The organism is Streptomyces sp. NPDC059456 (genome assembly GCF_042750055.1).
Lineage (GTDB): Bacteria > Actinomycetota > Actinomycetes > Streptomycetales > Streptomycetaceae > Streptomyces.
This window is the reverse complement of sequence record NZ_JBHYVA010000248.1, coordinates 3,806-9,480: the sequence shown is the minus strand read 5'-3', so window position 1 is coordinate 9,480 and position 5,675 is coordinate 3,806. Positions and strand designations below refer to the sequence as shown.

Here is a 5,675-nt window from a genome sequence, read left to right as displayed (position 1 = left end):
GGGCAACAGGGTCCGAGGGGGATGCCCTTGAGCGCGGGGGGCACCTGGACAGCATGGGGCGGACCGGGCCCGGCGCCCCACGGCGCCGGGACCATCCATGTCCACCACCCGTGACCCCCTCCGCCGCCCACGGGCCGACGGTCGGCGCACGGTTCACGCCCTGGTCGGCACTCGGCTCGGCGCCGCTCTGCTCGGCACCTCGCTCGGCACCTCGCTCGGCGCTCCGCTCAGCGCTTGGCCACGAACACGTGCGAAGCGATCTCCGCATCCAGCTCGGCCGCCTCGCCGCCGCTGCCGACCAGCACCCCGCCCGGCGACTCGGTCACGCTGACCACCGAGCCGGGCTGCACGCCCGCCCGCCGCAGCGTGTACATCAGCTGGGCGTCCGTCTGGATCGGCTCCCCGATCCGGCGCACGACCACGGTCTTCCCGTCCGGGCCCGGGTCCAGCTCCGAGAGGCTGACCATGCCGTCCTCCAGGAACGGGTCCGCCTCCGCCTTCTCGCCCAGCTCCTCCAGCCCCGGGATCGGGTTCCCGTACGGCGACTCGGTCGGGTGGCGCAGCAGCTCCAGCACCCGCCGCTCCACCGCCTCGCTCATCACGTGCTCCCAGCGGCAGGCCTCGGCGTGCACCTGCTCCCACTCCAGGCCGATGACGTCGACGAGCAGGCATTCCGCGAGCCGGTGCTTGCGCATCACGCGCGTCGCCAGCCGGCGGCCCTCCTCCGTCAGCTCCAGGTGCCGGTCGCTCGCCACGGCCACCAGGCCGTCCCGCTCCATGCGCGCCACCGTCTGGCTCACCGTCGGCCCGCTCTGGTCCAGCCGCTCGGCGATGCGGGCGCGCATGGGGACCACGCCTTCCTCTTCCAGCTCGAGGATGGTGCGGAGATACATCTCCGTGGTATCGATCAGTCCGGACATTCGTGCCCCTCGGATATCGTGCGCTGGCCCTGCCCCCAATTCTGACGCATCGCACGGACAACCGTCCCGTGCCGGACGTCAAGCACCGCCCAGGACATCCCCGGGCGCCTCCGGACCGGGATTGACGTTCGTATTGACACGCCCTTGGTCCAGACCGCACGGTGAGCGGCGGACACGGACGAACCCCACCTCTGGAAGGGCCATCGGCGTATGAGCGAGAGCAAGCTGGCCGGTCAGTTCCTCGACGCCGCGATCGGCCTCCTGGAGCGGGTCCGCAGCGAAGAGGCACAGCGCATCGCCGAGGCCGGCGCCGCCGTCGCCGACGCCGTCGCCGCCGGGAACCGGATCTTCGTCTTCGGGGCCGGGCACTCCTCCCTCCCCGCCCAGGACGTGGTCTACCGGGCCGGTGGACTCGCCCTCGTCAACTTCCTCGCCGTCCCCGGCACCGTGGGCGTCGACGTCATGCCGGCCACCCTCGGCAGCGCCCTGGAGCGGGTCGACGGTCTCGCCGGGGCCGTCCTCGACAGCAGCCCGGCCGCCGACGGCGACGTCCTCGTGATCATCTCCCTCTCCGGCCGCAACGGCCTGCCGGTCGAGATGGCCATGAACGCCCGCGCCATCGGCATGAAGGTGATCGGCCTGACGTCCGTGGCGTACGCGACGCAGACCCGGTCGCGGCACGCCTCCGGCACCTTCCTCAAGGACCACTGCGACATCGTCCTCGACAGCAAGATCGCGGTCGGCGACGCCGAACTGAGCCATGACGGCATCGACGCCCCGTTCGCTCCCGCCTCCACCGTCGTGACCAGCGCGATCATGCAGGCCGTGATGGCGGCGGCCGCGGGCGAGCTGGTCGCCCGCGGCATCGAGCCCCCGCTGCTCCGCTCGGGCAACGTCGACGGCGGCCACGAATGGAACGGCCGCGTCCTCCAGGAGTACGGCGACCGGATCTTCTTCCGCCACTGACCGGCGGGGGCAGGACACCCCTAGGCCAGGTCCTTCGGGTCGTGCCGGGGCCAGGCGCCCAGGTCCAGATCGGCCGCGACCCGGGCCGCGACCTCCTCCGCGTACGCCGCGTCCGCCTGCTCGAACGCGGCCCGCGAAGCACCCCGTACGAAGGTCAGCACCCCCAGGTTCCGCCCACGGCTGCGCAGCACCGTGCACAGCACGTGCGCCGCGTCCTGCGGCCACTGCCGCTCCCGCGCCCAGCCCCCGCCCGCCTCCCCGCGCGGGGCGCTGGTGCGCACCGACCCGATCCGGTCCAGCGCCTGCAGCGCCGGATGCCCGGGCGCGTACCGGGCGGCACTCGCCCCGGCCCCCGGGTCCGGCAGCACCGGCGGCGACGCGGCGACCCGTACGAGCCGCCGCCGGTCCGGATCGGACGACTGCTCCAGTACGTCGAGCAGCGCGTGCTCCGCGAAGCCGGCCAGGGCGAAGTCCAGCCGTACGGCGGCGGCCTCGGCCGGGTCCGGGCACTCGGCGGCCGCCCGGCCCGACCGGTGCAGCTGACCGGCCCGGAACCGCAGCTGCGCCGTGTCCAGCGCGGCCTGCCGGGACTCGGTGACGTCCTGGAACAGCCAGCCGACCCCGAGCGGCACCGGCTCCTCCGCCAGCGGCGATCCCAGCCGCAGGAACCCGGACCGCCAGCACCGCCGCCGCACCCCCTCCGGCGTGCGGACGGACACCCACAGCTCCGCGGGCGCCGGCGGCGACCCCTCGGCGAGCACGTGCTGAAGGGCCCCTTCCAGCTCCTCGACGCCCTGGACCAGCAGCTCCCCCAGGGGCCGGCCGAGCAACGCGGACCGCGCCGATCCGAACGCGCGGGCGGCATGCGCGTTGACCACCGCCGGCCGCAGGTCCACGTCGACGAGGACCACGCCCCACGAGGCGTCGTCCATCAGCGCCTCGCTCAGCGCGATGGACCGCTCCAGGTCTATCTGGGCGTGCACCTCGCTGAAGGCGCAGTACACCCCGGCGGGCTTCCCGTCCGCCCCGGGCACCCCGGCGGACTGGGTGCGCACCAGCACCCGCCCGCCCTCCTTGGTGACCAGGGCGAACTCGTGCACCTGCCGCCCGGGCACGTCCTGGGCGGCCATGAGCCGCTCCTCCACGTCCTGCGCGTCGGCGGCCCGCACGGCCCACCCGGCGAACCCCTTGCGCCCGACCGCCTCGGCGGCGCTCCAGCCCAGGATCCGCTCGGCCTCGCGGTTCCAGTGCGTGATCACGCCGTCGGCGTCGAACGCACACAAGGCGGCGTCCATCCCGTCCAGCAGCGCTGCGAGCAGATCGTCGGTGGTCTCACCACGTCCGGAAGCACTCACCTGGCACCCCCTGCAGGTGTTCGCGTGTGCGGCACGTCAGATCATTCAACTGGAACGTGACGCAGCCCACACCGCATTCCCTGAATCGCCCCGAAATAAATCACTTGAGGACCCCGGGGAGCGGTTCTAGGCTCTGCGGTACACGAGAAGGGAGGTGGTTCCCGAAATGTACGGAAACCGGACGCGTGAGGTGGCTGCGGGCTAAGGGCCCGTCGTCGCACGCACCCAGTGCGGTGCCCGGCGGGATCGCCAGGCGCCAATCCCAAGCAGTCACCCGACCCGCGGGCTCGCCGGTACGTCCGGCCGGCTTCTCTCACTGCAGGAGAGAAACCCGCGCCCGCGGGTCGTCTGCGTTCCGGGCTAGGGGCAGAGGCGCTCCAGGCGCCATTTCCCGCCCTCCAGGACGTACCGCAGGCGGTCGTGGAGGCGGTTTTCGTGGCCCTGCCAGAACTCCATGCCGTCGGGGACGATCCGGATGCCGCCCCACTCGGGCGGGACCGGGACCTGCTCGCCCTCGGGGTAGCGCTCCGCGAGTTCCGCGTAGCGGCGGTCGAGCTCCGCGCGGGAGGCGATCACCCGGGACTGCTCGCTCGCCCAGGCGCCCAGCTGTGAGCCGTGCGGGCGGGAGCGGAAGTACGCCGCCGTCTCGTCGCGGCCGATCCGGGAGGCCGTGCCGGTGACGATGACCTGGCGGGCGATGGGGTGCCAGGGGAAGAGCAGGGCGACGTGCGGGTTCGCGTCGATCTCGCGGCCCTTGCGCGAGCCGTAGTTCGTGTAGAAGACGAAGCCCCGCTCGTCGAACTGCTTCAGCAGCACGGTGCGGGAACTGGGGCGGCCGTCGGGGGTCGCGGTCGAGACGACCATCGCGTTGGGTTCGAAGAGGTGCGAGTCCGCGGCCTGCTGGAACCACTCGGCGAACTGCCGCATGGGGTCCTCGGCGAGGCTCGCCTCGTGGACGATCTCCGAGCGGTACTGCTTGCGCATCGTGGCGGGGTCAATGTCCTGGTCGGTCACACGGTCATCCTGCCGCAGGAGTGCTTGCGGCAGTGTGCCGTATGTCACGCTTCCGCCTGGCATCCGCAGCCGCCAAAATCTTGGGGCCGGTCCGGAGGTCCTCACACGGGTGACCGACGGCCGTGCCGGGCATCAACGGGGATGACCGCGCCGGACCGCGAGTCACGCCGGGAGCCGCGCGTGTTCGCACTATCTGAGGAGCCGCCTGATGTCCGACTTCGTACCCGGGCTCGAAGGGGTCGTCGCGTTCGAGACCGAGATCGCCGAACCGGACAAGGAGGGCGGATCGCTCCGCTACCGCGGGGTCGACATCGAGGATCTCGTCGGGCACGTCTCGTTCGGCAACGTCTGGGGCCTGCTGGTCGACGGGGCGTTCAACCCCGGTCTGCCCGCCGCCGAGCCGTTCCCGATCCCGGTGCACTCCGGTGACATCCGGGTCGACGTGCAGTCCGCCCTCGCGATGCTCGCCCCCGTGTGGGGTCTGAAGCCGCTGCTCGACATCGACGAGCGGACCGCCCGCGACAACCTCGCGCGCGCCGCCGTGATGGCGCTGTCGTACGTCGCCCAGTCCGCGCGCGGGCAGGGCCGGCCGATGGTGCCGCAGAGCGAGATCGACAAGGCCGAGTCCGTGGTCGAGCGGTTCATGATCCGCTGGCGGGGCGAGCCGGACCCCAAGCACGTCAAGGCCGTCGACGCGTACTGGACGTCGGCCGCGGAACACGGGATGAACGCCTCGACGTTCACCGCCCGGGTGATCGCCTCGACCGGTGCGGACGTCGCCGCGGCGCTGTCGGGTGCCGTGGGCGCCATGTCCGGGCCGCTGCACGGCGGCGCGCCGTCCCGCGTCCTCGGCATGATCGAGGAGATCGAGCGCACCGGTGACGCGGTGGCGTACGTGAAGAAGGCCCTGGACAAGGGCGAGCGGCTGATGGGCTTCGGACACCGCGTGTACCGGGCCGAGGACCCGCGCGCCCGCGTGCTGCGGCGCACCGCCAAGGAGCTGGACGCGCCGCGCTACGAGGTGGCCGCCGCGCTGGAGAAGGCCGCGCTGGAGGAGCTGCACGCCCGCCGCCCCGACCGGGTGCTCGCGACGAACGTGGAGTTCTGGGCCGCGATCATGCTGGACTTCGCGGAGGTCCCGGCGCACATGTTCACCTCGATGTTCACCTGTGCCCGGACGGCCGGCTGGTCGGCGCACATCCTGGAGCAGAAGCGCACGGGCCGCCTGGTGCGTCCGTCGGCGCGCTACATCGGCCCGGGCCGGCGCAATCCGCAGGAGATCGAGGGCTACGCGGACATCGCCGACACGGCCTGATCGCCGGTCGTACCCGCCGCCAGGGCGCCGCATCCCGTCACGTGCGTACGGGGTGCGGCGCCCAAGGCCCCGGCGGGCACATCCGCGGGTGGCGTCCCAGAAACG

5 protein-coding genes are annotated in these 5,675 nt (G+C 72.7%); 2 read left to right on the top strand and 3 right to left on the bottom strand.

The window, feature by feature from the left end:
• Positions 1-227: 227 nt before the first annotated feature.
• On the bottom strand, positions 228-920 hold the full coding sequence (locus ACFXA3_RS21795) for a metal-dependent transcriptional regulator (protein ID WP_385189044.1): 693 nt from the start codon (positions 918-920) through the stop codon (positions 228-230).
• Positions 921-1,130: 210 nt separating this feature from the next.
• Between ACFXA3_RS21795 and ACFXA3_RS21790 the strand changes: the two genes are divergently transcribed.
• Entirely contained in the window at positions 1,131-1,886 is a 756-nt protein-coding gene (locus ACFXA3_RS21790) for an SIS domain-containing protein (RefSeq protein WP_385189042.1), read from the top strand.
• 20 nt (positions 1,887-1,906) lie between these two features.
• On the opposite strand, the gene ACFXA3_RS21785 is transcribed toward ACFXA3_RS21790, so the two are convergent.
• On the bottom strand, positions 1,907-3,241 hold the full coding sequence (locus tag ACFXA3_RS21785) for a PAS domain-containing protein (protein WP_385189040.1): 1,335 nt from the start codon (positions 3,239-3,241) through the stop codon (positions 1,907-1,909).
• Between the two features lie 360 nt (positions 3,242-3,601).
• Positions 3,602-4,255 (bottom strand): pyridoxamine 5'-phosphate oxidase, encoded by a 654-nt coding sequence (gene pdxH, locus ACFXA3_RS21780; protein WP_385189038.1) that lies wholly within the window; start codon positions 4,253-4,255, stop codon positions 3,602-3,604.
• 208 nt (positions 4,256-4,463) lie between these two features.
• On the opposite strand from pdxH, the gene ACFXA3_RS21775 reads away from it, so the two are divergent.
• Complete coding sequence (locus ACFXA3_RS21775) at positions 4,464-5,570, top strand: citrate synthase 2 (RefSeq protein WP_054223969.1); 1,107 nt, start codon at positions 4,464-4,466, stop codon at positions 5,568-5,570.
• Positions 5,571-5,675 lie beyond the last annotated feature (105 nt).

Bases quoted from the DNA above. Each gene is read 5' to 3' on its own strand.
- ACFXA3_RS21795 (WP_385189044.1), bottom strand. From the start codon at position 920: ATGTCCGGACTGATCGATACCACGGAGATGTATCTCCGCACCATCCTC.
- ACFXA3_RS21790 (WP_385189042.1), top strand. From the start codon at position 1,131: ATGAGCGAGAGCAAGCTGGCCGGTCAGTTCCTCGACGCCGCGATCGGC.
- ACFXA3_RS21775 (WP_054223969.1), top strand. From the start codon at position 4,464: ATGTCCGACTTCGTACCCGGGCTCGAAGGGGTCGTCGCGTTCGAGACC.